The organism is Janthinobacterium sp. C22, assembly GCF_057919405.1.
Genome location: NZ_CP193659.1, coordinates 937,784 through 950,806, shown reverse-complemented (window position 1 = coordinate 950,806; position 13,023 = coordinate 937,784). Strand labels below are relative to the sequence as shown.

Annotated in this window: 15 protein-coding genes and 1 pseudogene; 5 read left to right on the top strand and 11 right to left on the bottom strand. The window is 61.8% G+C overall.

Going from position 1 to position 13,023, the window contains the following annotated elements; translation table 11 throughout:
• Positions 1-55: 55 nt before the first annotated feature.
• Entirely contained in the window at positions 56-691 is a 636-nt protein-coding gene (locus ACRHIG_RS04275; protein WP_475417696.1) for a hypothetical protein, read from the top strand.
• A 6-nt stretch (positions 692-697) separates the two neighbouring features.
• Here the strand turns inward: ACRHIG_RS04275 and ACRHIG_RS04270 are convergent, their stop codons facing one another.
• Positions 698-1,441, bottom strand: a complete 744-nt coding sequence (locus ACRHIG_RS04270) for a metallophosphoesterase family protein (protein ID WP_475417697.1) — start codon at positions 1,439-1,441, stop codon at positions 698-700.
• Positions 1,438-2,004 carry a GNAT family N-acetyltransferase gene (locus ACRHIG_RS04265; RefSeq protein ID WP_489629460.1) on the bottom strand — a complete coding sequence of 189 codons (567 nt, stop codon included), beginning with the start codon at positions 2,002-2,004 and terminating at the stop codon, positions 1,438-1,440. Before ACRHIG_RS04265 ends, ACRHIG_RS04270 begins: the two co-directional genes overlap by 4 nt.
• A gap of 165 nt (positions 2,005-2,169) precedes the next feature.
• Here ACRHIG_RS04265 and ACRHIG_RS04260 point away from each other — a divergent pair, with 165 nt between their 5' ends.
• Positions 2,170-3,018 carry a porin family protein gene (locus ACRHIG_RS04260; RefSeq protein WP_475417699.1) on the top strand — a complete coding sequence of 283 codons (849 nt, stop codon included), beginning with the start codon at positions 2,170-2,172 and terminating at the stop codon, positions 3,016-3,018.
• On the opposite strand, the gene ACRHIG_RS04255 is transcribed toward ACRHIG_RS04260, so the two are convergent.
• Positions 3,015-3,527, bottom strand: a complete 513-nt coding sequence (locus tag ACRHIG_RS04255; RefSeq protein ID WP_475417700.1) for a GNAT family N-acetyltransferase — start codon at positions 3,525-3,527, stop codon at positions 3,015-3,017. The two genes, ACRHIG_RS04260 and ACRHIG_RS04255, sit on opposite strands and share 4 nt — an antisense overlap.
• A gap of 255 nt (positions 3,528-3,782) precedes the next feature.
• On the opposite strand from ACRHIG_RS04255, the pseudogene ACRHIG_RS04250 reads away from it, so the two are divergent.
• Together ACRHIG_RS04250 and ACRHIG_RS04245 are read left to right on the top strand one after the other, a co-directional pair.
• A pseudogene (locus tag ACRHIG_RS04250) lies at positions 3,783-4,669 on the top strand (ABC transporter ATP-binding protein).
• Between the two features lie 9 nt (positions 4,670-4,678).
• Positions 4,679-8,260, top strand: coding sequence for an ABC transporter permease/M1 family aminopeptidase (locus ACRHIG_RS04245; RefSeq protein ID WP_489629459.1), 3,582 nt, complete (start codon positions 4,679-4,681; stop codon positions 8,258-8,260).
• A gap of 53 nt (positions 8,261-8,313) precedes the next feature.
• Here the strand turns inward: ACRHIG_RS04245 and ACRHIG_RS04240 are convergent, their stop codons facing one another.
• Positions 8,314-8,472, bottom strand: coding sequence for a hypothetical protein (locus ACRHIG_RS04240; protein ID WP_489629458.1), 159 nt, complete (start codon positions 8,470-8,472; stop codon positions 8,314-8,316).
• Positions 8,473-8,694: 222 nt separating this feature from the next.
• On the opposite strand from ACRHIG_RS04240, the gene ACRHIG_RS04235 reads away from it, so the two are divergent.
• The gene (locus tag ACRHIG_RS04235; RefSeq protein ID WP_489629457.1) at positions 8,695-9,111 is read left to right on the top strand and encodes a hypothetical protein; all 417 of its coding nucleotides are present in this window, start codon (positions 8,695-8,697) and stop codon (positions 9,109-9,111) included.
• A gap of 56 nt (positions 9,112-9,167) precedes the next feature.
• On the opposite strand, the gene ACRHIG_RS04230 is transcribed toward ACRHIG_RS04235, so the two are convergent.
• The 7 genes from ACRHIG_RS04230 to ssb all read right to left on the bottom strand — a co-directional run bounded on the left by ACRHIG_RS04230 (position 9,168) and on the right by ssb (position 12,965).
• A complete protein-coding gene (locus ACRHIG_RS04230; protein WP_489629456.1) occupies positions 9,168-10,133 on the bottom strand; it encodes a hypothetical protein in 966 nt (321 codons plus the stop codon).
• Positions 10,127-10,408, bottom strand: coding sequence for a hypothetical protein (locus ACRHIG_RS04225; protein WP_489629455.1), 282 nt, complete (start codon positions 10,406-10,408; stop codon positions 10,127-10,129). The genes ACRHIG_RS04230 and ACRHIG_RS04225 overlap by 7 nt, the downstream gene beginning before the upstream one ends.
• On the bottom strand, positions 10,408-10,773 hold the full coding sequence (locus ACRHIG_RS04220; protein ID WP_475417706.1) for a DMT family transporter: 366 nt from the start codon (positions 10,771-10,773) through the stop codon (positions 10,408-10,410). The genes ACRHIG_RS04225 and ACRHIG_RS04220 overlap by 1 nt, the downstream gene beginning before the upstream one ends.
• A complete protein-coding gene (locus ACRHIG_RS04215; RefSeq protein WP_489629454.1) occupies positions 10,770-10,958 on the bottom strand; it encodes a hypothetical protein in 189 nt (62 codons plus the stop codon). Before ACRHIG_RS04215 ends, ACRHIG_RS04220 begins: the two co-directional genes overlap by 4 nt.
• On the bottom strand, positions 10,931-11,650 hold the full coding sequence (locus ACRHIG_RS04210; RefSeq protein WP_489629453.1) for a UbiA family prenyltransferase: 720 nt from the start codon (positions 11,648-11,650) through the stop codon (positions 10,931-10,933). The genes ACRHIG_RS04215 and ACRHIG_RS04210 overlap by 28 nt, the downstream gene beginning before the upstream one ends.
• A gap of 8 nt (positions 11,651-11,658) precedes the next feature.
• Positions 11,659-12,216 carry a haloacid dehalogenase-like hydrolase gene (locus tag ACRHIG_RS04205; protein WP_489629452.1) on the bottom strand — a complete coding sequence of 186 codons (558 nt, stop codon included), beginning with the start codon at positions 12,214-12,216 and terminating at the stop codon, positions 11,659-11,661.
• A 239-nt stretch (positions 12,217-12,455) separates the two neighbouring features.
• Positions 12,456-12,965: a single-stranded DNA-binding protein gene (gene ssb / locus ACRHIG_RS04200; RefSeq protein WP_034781209.1), complete on the bottom strand. Its 510-nt coding sequence runs from the start codon at positions 12,963-12,965 to the stop codon at positions 12,456-12,458.
• Positions 12,966-13,023: the final 58 nt, after the last annotated feature.

The window sequence follows — 13,023 nt, the reverse complement described above, 5'->3', positions numbered from 1 at the left end:
AGCAATGTCTTGCCTTATGGTATATGTTGTTTCTTTTTGATAATTTTTTAAGCCAATGAAAAAACCTGCTTTCCTCTTTTCCCTCTTGCTCAGCGCCACCAGCTTTGCCCAGGATATCGCCACCACCGAAGTACCCGCTGCCGCCGCCGAGGCGGCCAGCGCGCCGGCGGCGCCGGCAACATCCACCGTCAGCCGTCTGCGCCTGTTCGGCCAGAATGGCGCCACCGCCTTCCTGTACCGCGACAGCAGCTGCATCCGCGGCATGTTCAGCGATGGCGTGGAAAAGGCCAGCGGCGGCATGAGCTCCGCCTTCGGCTCCCTGATCGGCACGGTCAGCAATACCAGCCTGGGCATTCCGGAAACGGAAACGTCGCAAAACCTGGCGCGCAAGGACGGTTTTTTCTCGAAGGCCTATTTCCGCGAATATGAGATTCCTGCGGGCAAGCCCAGCAGCCTGCGCCTGGGCTTCCAGGATGTCTCGCCGTTCTACGTGGCCAACGGCGTGCGTTTTGACAGCGTGTCGCCCAGCTGCCATGGCGACATCACCTTCACACCGCGCGCCGGCGAGGATTATGAAGCGGCTTTCTCGTGGGAAGGCAAGCGCTGCAGCATCAGCATCAACCAGGTGATCGCCAGGGAAGGCAAGACGGCACTGGTGCCCGTGCCCGTCACCCGCGCGCCGAGCTGCTGATACACCTCAGGCGGCGCCGACGTAGCCCGTGCGCAAGGGCGTGACCCAGTCGGGCCGGCCGTTGGCCAGCGCCAGCCGGGCCGCCTTGTCCCAGTCATATTCCACGGCGTGCAACTGCGCCGTCCAGGCGCCGTCCGCGCCCTGTTCGGCGATGGCATAGCGCGCGTGCGGCGTGCCGTTTTCCATCAGGTGCGGATAGCCGTGGTCGTCGTCGTAGGCTTGCAAGCCCACGCTGCCCGGATTGACGATCAGCCGCCCATCGGCCAGGCGCATCTGGCGCGGCATGTGCGTGTGGCCGCACAGGATCAGGGCCGCGTCGGCCTCACCGGCCCGTTCGGCCACCTCCTGCGGCGTGGCGGCGCGGCTGCCTTGCGGCGTGACGCTGTCGAGAAAATACACGAGGTCGCTTGCCGGTGTGCCATGCACGAGCAGCACGTCCTTGCGCAAGCGCAAAGTAGCGGGCAGCGCCGCGATCCAGTCCAGTTGCTCGGGTAACAGTTGCGCGCGCGCAAAAGCGTCGGACACGCCCATGCGCGCCGGATCGCCGAACAATTGACGCTCGTGGTTGCCGCGGATGGTGGGCAAGCCGAGGCCCATCAGGCGCGCCGCCGTGGCGCGCGGCTGCAGATGGCCCGAGACGATATCGCCCAGATTGACGGTCACGTCCACGTCACGCCGGGCGATGTCGGCCAGCACGGCCTCCAGCGCATCGAGGTTGCCGTGGATATCGGAAATGGCGGCGATTCTCATGTTCCCTCCTGTGCGCACCATTCTGCGCGCGTCAGACGATACAGGCAATGCGTACGCAATGCGTGTCCTGGCAGCAGGGCCGGATGCTCGAAGGTGGCAGCATCGCGGCGCATGCCCAGGCGCGCCATCAGGGCGCTCGAGCGCACGTTGGGCAAGGCCGTGAACGAGACGATCTCCGGCAGTTGCAAACGCCCGAAACCGGCCTGCAGGACGGCGTGCGCCGCTTCCTGCGCGTAACCTTGTCCCCAGTAATCGAACGCCAGGCGCCAGCCGATTTCCACGCATGGCGAACACGGCAATTGCGCGTCGGGACTATGCAGCCCCGTCATGCCGATGAAGGCATTGTTTTCACGCAAGGTTACCGCCCACAAACCCCAGCCCCGCCCGGCGATCAGTCCGCTGCAGCGCCGCGCCATGGCGTCGCTGGCTTCGCGCGACAGGGTGGATGGGAAAAATGCCATCACGCGGGGATCGGCATTCAGCGCCGCGAACGGCGGCAAGTCGCTGTCGCGCCATTGGCGCAGCAGCAGACGCGGTGTCGCCAGCTCGATGATTACTTGCATCGTTTTCTTCTCCTCTAACCAGGACTTACATACGGTAGGACAAATCCGACGGTAATTTGCGCCGTGCGGCTACGTAATCCAAAAGTAACAATTGCTACCATTTCCTCATTGCACTGTTGCCCAACACATCGCGCCAGTTTTCACTTTATCTTGAGGAGTTGTCCCATGGTTGTTACGTCCGTCCCCGCCCGCCTGTCCCCACTCCGTTTCCAGCATCTCGCCTTGCGCGGGACCATGATGCTGGGCGTGCTGGGCATGGCCACGGCGGCCGCCACGGCGCGGGCCGAGCCGTCGCCCGCCCTGGACCGTGTCAGCATTTCGGTGGGGGCATTTTCCGCCGATCCGCGCATCAATATCGGCGCCGACACCCAGTTTGGCCGCATCGACGCCCCCGAGTCGAAGCAAAGCCACACCACCATCCCGCGCATCAAGGCGGACTTGCTGATCGGCGACCGCCACGGCCTGGCATTCGACTACTACCGCTACGACAAATCCTACACGCCAAGCTTGACGGGCGAAACCATCATCAATGGCCAGCCCGTCACGGGCACGGCGACGGCGAATGCCGATTTAAAGCTGGACCTGGCCAAGCTGGCCTATAAATGGTGGCTGGGCAGCGGCAACGACACCTTCGGCATCGGCCTGGGCGCCGCCTACTACCACGCCAACCTGAACGGCACGGCCACCGGCGTCGTCAATGGCGAAACGGCCACGGCGCGCGATTCCATCGGCGAGCACGCGTTTGCGCCGCTGCTGGAAGTGGGCTGGCGCCACGCCTTCACGCCGGACTTGCGCATGTATGCGGAAGCGTCGGGCATCAAGAAAAATGGCGGGCGCATCAACGGCCACATCTACGGCGGCAATGTCGGCGTGGAATGGTTTCCGTTCAAGAATATCGGTTTCGTGGCCGATTACGGCATCTCGAAAATCAAGCTGCACCGCGACAGCGAACGCGATGCCGACCTGAACATCCGCCTGACGGGACCGTCGGCATATGTCAAAGTGCGCTTTTAAGTGACCGCCGCCGGTTTCAGCAAAGTCAGCTGAAACTGCGGCAAGTCCGGATCGTCGTACGCCTCGACCCTGGCAAACGGCAGGCGCGCAAACGCCTGCCGCCAGAACGCATTCGCATGCGCATCGGCGCGGAACATCGCCACCAGCCACGTCTGCTCGCCATCGAGCAGCACGCGCCGCACCACTTCCAGCGCCAGCCCCCGGCGCCGGTATTTCTGCAAGATGAACAAGTCGCTGAACTCCCGCACCGGCAGCGCGCCCGCCATGCCGGGTTCCGTGACGAAGAAGCCCGCCAGCGCGCCATCGACCTCGATCCAGACGGCCGTATGTCCGGGTGCATGTACGTACTCGGCCAGCCCCGCATCGCACACATCGTAGCGGCCGTCGGCCAGCACGTCTTCGCCGCTCCAGGCGGTATTCTCGTAGCAGTACAGCTGGAACAGCCGCGCCAGCGCCCCTACTTCGTCCGGCGCAACGGCGCGCAATGTCATGTTCTGTGCGACTGGCATGGTCCCCTCTTTCCGACGCCCGGCGTCGCTGAAAATGGCGAGTGTACCACCACGTCATTCATCCCTCTCTCCCGCATTCCAGCCCCGCATTTCCCCCCTGGTCGCAAAAACATTAATTTTCTTCCAGTTGGCTATATATTATTGTTTTTGAGTAACATCCGCCACCGCGGCTGAAAAACAAGGGGGATCCCCTTCCACAGACCGGCAGACATGTATCTGCCGGCTTTCATACCCAAGCTCTGGAGAGTGCTGCACATGCTATCGATCAAACAGCTGAACAAAACGTATGCCAATGGCGTCAAGGCCATCAACAATGTCAGCCTGGACATTCCCAACGGGATGTTCGGCTTGCTGGGACCGAATGGCGCGGGCAAGTCCTCGCTGATGCGCACCATCGCCACCTTGCAGGATCCCGATAGCGGCAGCATCCACTTCGATGGCGCCGATGTGCTCAAGGACAAGGCCGGCTTGCGCCGCCAGCTCGGCTATTTGCCGCAGGATTTCGGCGTGTATCCGAAGGTCAGCGCGGAAACCCTGCTCAACCACTTTGCCGTGCTCAAAGGCTTGACGGAAAAGGGACCGCGCAAGGAAGCCGTGGAAGCCTTGTTGCAGCAAACCAATCTGTGGGAAGCGCGCAAACGCAACCTGGGCACGTATTCGGGCGGCATGCGCCAGCGCTTCGGCATCGCCCAGGCGCTGCTGGGCGCGCCGCGCCTGGTGATCGTCGACGAGCCGACGGCCGGCCTGGACCCGGACGAGCGCAACCGCTTCCTGAACCTGCTGGCGAAGATCGGCGAGCAGGTGGTGGTGATCCTGTCGACCCACATCGTCGACGACGTGACGGACCTGTGCCCGCGCATGGCGATGATCGTCAAGGGCCAGGTGCTGGTGCAGGGGAACCGCAGGCGGCCATCGACACCCTGCACGGCAAGGTCTGGCGCCGCAGCGTCAGCATGGACGAGCTGGCGCAGTACCAGCAGTCGCACAATGTGCTGTCGACGCGCCTGGTGGGCGGCAAGCCGCAGATCAATGTGTTTGCCGACAGCCAGCCCGACAGCGGCTTCGCGCAGATCGCCGCGGACCTGGAAGACGTGTACTTCCTGCACGTGCGCAACGCCGCCCGCAGCGGCGCCGCCGCGTAAGGGGCCGCCATGTGGAAGGAATTTTTCAAGTTTGACCTCGGCTACCAGCTGAAACAGCCGCTGCTGTGGATATTTACCGTCATCCTGGCCTTGCTGGCCTTTGGCGCCAGCAGCAGCGATTCGATCCAGGTGGGCGGCGCCATCGGCAACATCAACCGCAATGCGCCCACCGTGGTGGCGCAGCTGCTGACGATGTTCAGCCTGCTGTCGATGTTGCTCATCACCATTTTTATCGCCGGTGCCGTGCTGCGCGACAGCGAAGTGGGCATGGCCGACATGCTGTTCGCCACGCCCATGCGCAAATGGGACTACCTGTTCGGCCGCTTCGCCGCCGGCTTCGTCGCCTGCCTGGTGATCTTTGCCGCCATTGCCGTCGCCATCATGCTCGGCCCCCTCATGCCCTGGGTCGACCCGCAGCGCGTGGGCGCGTTCTCGCCGCATGCGTATGCGTGGAGCTTCGCCGTGATGGTGATCCCGAACCTGCTCTTCATCGGCGCCCTGCTGATGCTGCTGGCGGCCACCACGCGCTCGATGCTGCTCGTCTACGTGGGCGTGCTGGGCTTTTTCGTGCTGTGGGGCATGGCCGGCGCCTTTACGCGCGACATCAACAACGAATGGATCGCCGTCCTGCTCGACCCCTTCGGCATGCGCGCCCTGGGCCGCATGACGCGCTACTTCACGTCCGCCGAAGCGAACGCGGGCCTGCCGCCGTTCTCCGGCTTCCTGCTGGCCAACCGCCTGCTGTGGCTGGGTATCACGGTGGTGCTGTTCGCCGCCACCGTGCTCCTGTTCAAGCCGCAGCGCACGGGCACGGGCAAGCGCCTGTTCGGCAAGCACAAGGCCGAGGCCGCCGGGCCGGCCGTGGCGGCGCCGCTGCACCTGCCGCGCAGCGTCCCCACCTTTACGGCCGCGACAGCCTGGCGCCAGTGGTGGCAAATCCTGCGCTTCGACGCCGTCGGCGTGTTCAAGAGCGTGCCCTTCCTCGTCATGCTGCTGTTCGCCGTGATCAACCTGATCACCGGCGCCAATGTCGCCAAGAACATGTATGGCACGGCCGTGTATCCGATGACGCATTTGCTGTTGCAGCAGATCAACAACAGCTTCAGCTTCATGCTGATCATCATCGTCACCTTTTACGCAGGTGAACTGATCTTCAAGGAGCGGCAAGCGCGGATCGCCGACGTCAGCGACGCCATGCCCGTGCCCGGCTGGGTACCGCTGCTGGCCAAGTGCACGGCCCTGGTCGGCGTCATCGCCGGCTACCTGCTGGTGGGCGTCATCGCGGCCATCGGTTTTCAGCTCTACAAGGGCGGCGCGCCCGTGGAACTGGGCTTGTACCTGAAAGGCAGCTTGCTCGGTTCCCTCTTCTTCGTGCTGATGGCCTTGTGCGCCCTCACCCTGCAAGTGTTGTCCAACAACAAGTTCATCGGCTACCTGCTGGTGATCCTGCTGATGGTGGCGCAAATGGTGCTGGGCATGCTGCACTTCGAACACAATCTGTACGCCTTCGGCGGCACGCCGGCCATCAAGTATTCGGACATGAACGGCTATGGCCACTTCCTGACTGGCTGGGCCTGGTTTGCGCTGTACTGGAGCCTGTTTACCGTGGCCCTCGTCATGCTGGCGCAGGCATTCTGGGTGCGCGGCCTGGCAGCCGGCTGGCGCGCGCGCCTGCGCCTGGCCCGCCAGCGCCTGCAGGGTGGTGCAGGTATTGCGCTGGCCGTGGTCCTGCTGTGCTGGGCAGGCACGGGCGGCTGGATCTTCTACAACACGAATGTGCTGAACCAGTATGAAACAGCCAACATCGGCATGGACAAGCAGGCCCGCTACGAGAAATTGTACAAGCAATACAAGGACTTGCCGCAGCTGAAGATCACGGATATCCAGGCCGACGTGGATATCTACCCTGAACAACGTAAAGTCTTGATCAAGGGCCACTACGTGCTGCAAAACAAGACGCAGCAGCCGCTCGATACCCTGCGCATCCAGCTTAACCCGGACCTGGAAACACGGTGGTTGAACTTGCCGGCGCACAAGATCGTGCTCGATGACAAGGAACTCGGCTTCAGCATCCTCAAGCTGGCCCAGCCCCTGGCGCCGGGCGCCACCCTGCCGCTGGACTTCACGGTGGCCGTCACGCATCAGGGCTTTACCAACAGCGGCGCGCCGGACCAGGTCAACCTGAACGGCAGCTTCTTCAACAACCAGGCCTTCTTCCCCCACTTCGGCTATGCCAAGGAAATGGAGTTGACGGACCGCAATGAGCGCCGCAAGCGGGGCCTGGGCGAACCGCAGCGCATGGCCAAGCTGGAAGACACTGCGGCGTATGGCAATGCGGTGCTGGGCGGCGATGCCGACTGGGTCCATTTCGACACGACGGTGTCCACCAGCGGCGAGCAGATCGCCCTGGCGCCCGGCTATCTGCAAGACAGCTGGGAAAAGGATGGCCGCCGCTATTACCGCTACAAGATGGACCAGCCGATGCTGCCCTTCTTCGCCTACCTGTCGGCGCGCTGGGAAGTCAAGAAAGACGCGTGGCGCGGCTTGCCGATCGAAATATATTTCGATAAAAAGCATGGCTACAACACGCAGCGCATGGTGACCTCCGTACAAAAGTCGCTCGACTATTACACCACCCAGTTCACGCCCTACCAGCACAAGCAGGTGCGCATCCTGGAATTTCCCGGCTACCAGAGCTTCGCGCAGTCGTTTGCCAATACGATTCCGTATTCGGAAGGCATCGGATTCATCGCCGACCTGCGTGACCAGGATGACATCGACTACGTGTTCTACGTCACGGCGCATGAAATGGCGCACCAGTGGTGGGGCCACCAGGTGATCGGCGCCAACGTGCAGGGCGCCACCATGCTGATGGAGTCCTTGGCGCAGTATTCGGCCCTGATGGTGATGGAAAAGGAATACGGCCGCGACAAGATGCGCCGCTTCCTGCGCTATGAACTGGACCGCTACCTGAGTGGACGCGGCGGCGAAGCCATCGAGGAGCTGCCGCTGGCGCGCGTGGAGGGACAGCAATACATCCACTACAACAAGGGCAGCCTCGTGTTCTACCGCCTGCGCGACGAGATTGGCGAAGAAGCCCTGAACCGTGCCCTGAAGCGCTATCTGCAGGACAAGGGCTACCAGCAGGCGCCGTTCACCACCTCGCGCGAACTGCTGGCGTACATCCGCGCCGAGGCGCCGCAGGACAAGCAGGCGCTGATCACGGACCTGTTCGAGAAAATCGTCTTCTACGACAACCGCGTCACGCAAGCGACGGCCGTGCAGCGCAAGGACGGTCAGTGGGACGTCACCCTGCAGCTGCACCTGGCCAAGCTCGAGTCCGACGGCAAGGGCAAGGAAAGCCCGCGCATCTACGACGAACCGGTGGAGATCGCCATCTTCGCGCGCGCCCCCGGCGCCAAGGAAAAGGATGAACAAGTCCTGTACACCGCCAAGCGCATGCTGTCGGGCAGCGAGCCTGTGCTCACCATCACGGTGAAGGACAAGCCGTTCGAAGTGGGCGTCGATCCCTACAACAAGATGATCGACCGGGTCCCGCGCGATAACCGCAAGGAAGTGAGCATCAAGTAATCCTTGATGCAACGCAAACAGGCCGCGCTGTCACCGATAGCGCGGCCTGTTTTTTATGCCGTCAGTGTTTTAACGGTACACGAGACCAGCCCCGCCATGTCTTCCGGCATCTCGGCACGTCCCAGCGCGATGCCGTCCACGTATTTCTTGTACGTTGCGTCCAGCTCGGCGCCGGTCAGTTCGGCCATGCGCTTGTCGATGTCGAGCCACATGTCGGTGCCGACAACGCCGGGGCAATACGCGTTGACGGTAATGCCGTCGGCCGCATCTTGAAACGTGCGCAGCTAAAAAAGTACCCAGGTCAAGAAAGCGGGGGAAACCATCCGCGAACTGGCCATGCTCGCGCTGCCGTACAGGCGCTTGGCAAGCGCTGGCGTAAGATGGGCGGCATCACCATCGCCTGCTTCTTCATCCAGTTTGAAAGGAAATGCCATATGCCGCGTCGTCCACTGTCCCTCCGCGCCAGCCTGCTGCTGGCGGCCCTCGTTTTTACCACGCCCGCCTGGAGCGCCGATCCTGTCCACAAGGAAAACGTCGAATTGACGGCAGGCAAGAACGCGCACAGCGTGAAAGGCAAGATCAAGGGCTACGCCACGGCCGAATACACGGTCACTGGCAAGGCCGGCCAGACCCTCAGCGTCAAGCTGAAAACCAATCAGCCATCGAATTACTTCAATATCCGCCAGGCCGGCCAGGAGGAAGCCCTGTTCATCGGCTCGACCAGCGGCAACAGTTACCAGGCGAAACTGCCGGCCGATGGCGAGTACACGGTGCAGGTGTATTTGATGCGCAACGCGGCGCGCAGGAATGCGGTGGCGAATTACAGCCTGGAGATGCGGCTGCGCGATTGAGTTTCCGGCAGCATGACAGCAAGGGGCGCAAAAGAGTCGAGAGCACTGCCCCGATCTTATCTGGCCCGATTCGCTGCCGGGTAGCGGGCGGCCACAAGTGATTCAAGCACCAAGCCCGCCATCACTGCCAGGATCGGCATGATGGGTTCACGGTATCGGAATATCACGTAGAACAACATGTGAACGCCGGTGTAGCACACAAGCGCCAGCCAGAGCAGGGCGACCTGCCGATTTCTTAGCCTTGGAATCAGCACCGTTCCAATCGCACCGGCAATCAGGAGCAAGAACTGTATCGCCCACAAGAGACGAACTAGCTTTTCCGCCGACGACTGATCTCCTTTGCCCTCATGGAAGGGTGGCGTCCAGAAGTAAGCCGCTTTCTTCACTGCCAACGTCAGGAACGCCGCCGGATGGGCCTTCACCCAAGAAATAGCTTCCTGTTTCAAGGTCTCGGAGGCCTGCACTTCCCCCGTTTTCCGAAGAGCATCCCAGGTAGGGCCACGTGGTGTCTCCGAGATGGAAACAAACATGCCTGTCGCAGCCGGGTTGTTCCCCAAATAGAGATTGAAGCCGCCATTGGTGTTCAAGACAGGGGCGCCAATCACTTGCATGTTCCTGAGCAGCCATGGGCCAGATATCAGCAACGCAACTGACAGCGCGAGCATGGCCATGCTTGCCCGCTGAGCCATCGATGCGGGAGACAGCAGCAATGCCCATGCAAGGACCGCCAGCAGTGACAAGGCTGCATTGCCAGTCAACGCCAACAGGGCACAGAGTGCCCCGCAGCCGATTGCCACTGTATTCGAGGGCTGACGTGTCAGTCTCAGGGCACACCACATGACCCCCAGCATCAGGGGAATCATCAGGTTTTCCTTGGCCAGATACATCCCATAGATGCCGTTCGGAAGGTATAGCGCCCAGGCGAGTGCGGCGATGAGACGCCCCAACCTGCCTGCGCCGGCTTCCTTGGCCACCAGATAGCACAGCACGATTGCCGCGCCTCCCAGGCACATGTTCACCACGCGAACCGCCAGGAGGTCGTCGCCAAAAAGAAAAAGACAGGCGCGAGTATTAACAGGGGATAGCCCACGTTGTACATCGCGCGGTTGCCCATGCTGTCGACGATGCCATTCCCGCCAAGCAAGTTGAGCGCCATGCTCCTGTAGGCAAGTTCATCGCCTTCCGGCACATGCTGGTAGCCCGCAATCACCGCCGCCCTCAGGGCGAGGCCGATGCCTGCGACGATTGCCAGCCACAGCCAATCTCGCTGTTGCTGGGCATCATGCTTGTCATTCATCAACTCCTCCCCACCAAAAACACCCCCGCACAAATCAGCGCCACGCCAATCACACGGGGCATGCTTATCTGCTCCCCGAGCAGGTAAGCGATTGGCAGGGTGAGCACGAATCCCAGGCCTGCCAGAGGGTAGGCCTTGCTCACCTCCCATTGCGACAGCACGCCCAGCCAGGCCAGCGCTCCCAGGCCATAGAGGAGAAAGCCTCCCAGGACATATTTGTCCGTGAGGATATTGATGAGGGTCATGAAGGACTTGGGCTCAGCCATCATCGCCTTCACCCCGGCGCCGGACACGCCGCTCTTCAATGAGAACTGCGCCATGACGGATAGCGCGATGCTCAGGATGGCAATGCAGAGCGTTTTCATGGGTAGGTACCCAGTACGAGGAAATGCGCCCCAAGCATGATGGCCACCATGGCGCATACGGTCATGCGGCTGCCGTGGTCCTTGAGGGCGTAAATCACCGGATCATCGTGCATTTCACCGCGGGAGGTTTTCACCCACAGGCGCGCAAGCCAGTAAATCAATCCGAGGGCAACCAGCCACAGCATCTGCGGGGTGCCATAGCGCCGCTGCGTTTCCGGCGCACTGATGAACAGCCCGAACACCACCACGGCAGAGAGGGCCGCCCCGCCCCCAGGGGCCACAACACCGCCAGGTCGGTCACCCGGTAATCCCGTCCACGCGTGGCTGCCTTGCCATTCTCTTCCAGGGTGACCAGCTCCGCACAGCGCTTCACCAGGGCGAGGCTGAGGAACATGAAGACCGAGAAAGCCAACAGCCAGGAACTGGCGGCGGTACCAATGGCAACCGAACCTGCCAGGATGCGCAAGGTATACAGCAGGGATAGCATGAGCACGTCAATCAGCACGTATTCCTTGAGCACCCAGCTATACGCGCTGGTCAGCACGAGGTAAAGCAGGAGCATCAGAAGGAAGGCATTCGACACGAACCAGGCCAGAACGAGGGCCAGGAGCAACGCCGCCGCTGCCACGACCAGGCCCTTCAGAATCGGCAGGCGGGCACTGGCAAAAGGGCGAAGCCGCTTGCGGGGGTGTGCTCTGTCGCTTTCCAGGTCCCACAGGTCGTTGACCATGTAGGTGGCGGAGGCGGCCAAGGAGAAAGCCAGGAAGGCCACGGCCATGGTGATCAACTTGCCCAGGTCGAGGAAGGAGAATGCCGTCAGCAGGGGTACGAACAGCAACAGATTCTTTAGCCACTGGTGGACACGCAGGGCTTTCATCCACACACCTAGCCCGCAGCTCTCCCCGGAAACTCGCGTTCGATCGGTACATGCCGTCGGACGGTTTGGACCGTACGCCAGGCAACATCCACCAGCACCGCCGCCTTGGCGGCCTGCCAGATGGGGACATCCGCCTTGCTGTCGCCAGCATAGACAAAGCATGGCCCTACCTGCTCCTGGATGGCTTGCAGCTTGGCCCTGCCCTTGAGATTGTGACCGGCTTGCGTCGCCAGCACCTTGTCGAACAGACCCAGATGCCTGGCCACGTCGCTGGCAATAGAATGGTGAGCCGCCGTCGCCAGGACAATCATGCGGCCCTTCTGCTTTTCCTCGCGCAGGTAATCCAGCAGGGACGCACGGTAAGGGAGGTGTTCGCCCGAGATGCTGGCATGCGCCGAAATGGCTTCCTTGAAGCCTGCCCGCCCTCTCATGAGCCAGAACGGCAAGCGGAGCAAATTGAGCGGGGATTGCTTCACCACCTTAATGACGGCTTCAACCAGGGTATCGGTTGGCGTCAGCGTGCCGTCAAGATCGACAACCAGGGGCGCTTCGGTCGAAATAGCCACCATTTTCTCCCTGTTCTGGTGTGGCATTGCGGACGGGATGCTGAGGGCAGTGATTAAATTATAGGGGGAGTCATGATGGCGATAACCAACATAGATCAAGGAAGGGAGCGGTTATCTGCTTGAGCTGAACGCCCGTAGCACCTAAAAGTGACCCGAAAAAAGACCCGCAACAACAAATAAAAACGCCTCGCAAATCAAGGATTTGCGAGGCGTTATGCAGCAATGAGCCGTAGTGCGTCTTAGAATGGAATATCGTCATCCATGTCCGAGAAGTTCGGCGCCGGCTTCGGTGCCGGGCGTGGTGCCGGGGCTGGTGCCGGACGCGGGGCTGGCGCCTGGCGCGGGGCCGGGGCTTCGTAGCCGCCGCCACCACCGTAGCTGTCATCGCCACCGCCGGCGTCGCCGCCCATGCCGGAACGGCCGCCCAGCATTTGCATCTGTTCCGCAATGATGTCGGTTGCGTACTTCTCGACGCCGTCCTTGTCCGTGTATTTACGGGTTTGCAGACGGCCTTCGACGTAAACGGACGAACCTTTTTTCAGGTATTGGCCGACGATTTCCGCCAGGCGGCCGAAGAACGAGATACGGTGCCACTCTGTCAATTCTTTTTGTTCGCCCGTGTTGCGGTCCTTCGATTTGTACGAAGTGGCCACGGCGATGTTGGCGATCGCGTCGCCGCTAGGCATGTAGCGGATTTCCGGGTCACGGCCCAGATTGCCGACGATGATGACTTTGTTGACTGATGCCATGAATAACTCCTGATGAACCGCAGCGGGAGCCGGAGTCCCGCGCGTGAGATTTTTTACC